This is a genomic window from Streptomyces sp. AC627_RSS907 (genome assembly GCF_019049165.1).
This window is the reverse complement of sequence record NZ_JAGMUE010001454.1, coordinates 1-562: the sequence shown is the minus strand read 5'-3', so window position 1 is coordinate 562 and position 562 is coordinate 1. Positions and strand designations below refer to the sequence as shown.

Below are 562 nucleotides of genomic sequence, written 5' to 3'. Positions count from 1 at the left end.
GCGCTTCATCGCGCGGCGCTCGTCCTCGCTGAGGCCACCCCAGACGCCGGAGTCCTGGCCGGACTCCAGCGCCCACTGCAGACACTGCTCCATGACGGGGCAGCGACGGCAGACGGCCTTGGCTTCCTCGATCTGCAGCAGCGCAGGACCGGTGTTGCCGATGGGGAAGAACAGCTCGGGGTCTTCCTCGCGGCAAACGGCGTTGTGACGCCAGTCCATGGCTGCTCCATCTCCTCGTATTGCGGGTTCATTGCTTGTGAATGTGAACGCTTTCACGAATCCCCCCGCAACGGAAGGGCCGCCGCCCAGTTGCCCGGTGCGGACCTGAAGTCATAAGGAGGGGGATTCGGGCTCTCAAGGGGGCCTGGTGCGGCCGTCCCGATCGCCATGAAGAGACTCGCAAACCTCGGCGGCGGATACAACCCCTTCCGGAAAGTTTTTTTTGAATCCACGGTGTCGCCTCAGTCACAGCCGTACTTCCACAGGGTGGAAGCCAGGCTAAACGTTCGAGTGGAAGGAGTTTTGGCCCTGCCACTCACACAATCACACGCAGTGCATGCCG

At 62.6% G+C, this 562-nt stretch carries 1 protein-coding gene; it reads right to left on the bottom strand.

The window, feature by feature from the left end:
• Positions 1 to 219, bottom strand: a 219-nt coding sequence (locus KUM32_RS42400) for a WhiB family transcriptional regulator (protein WP_141711286.1), incomplete at its 3' end; no start/stop codon positions are given.
• Positions 220 to 562: the final 343 nt, after the last annotated feature.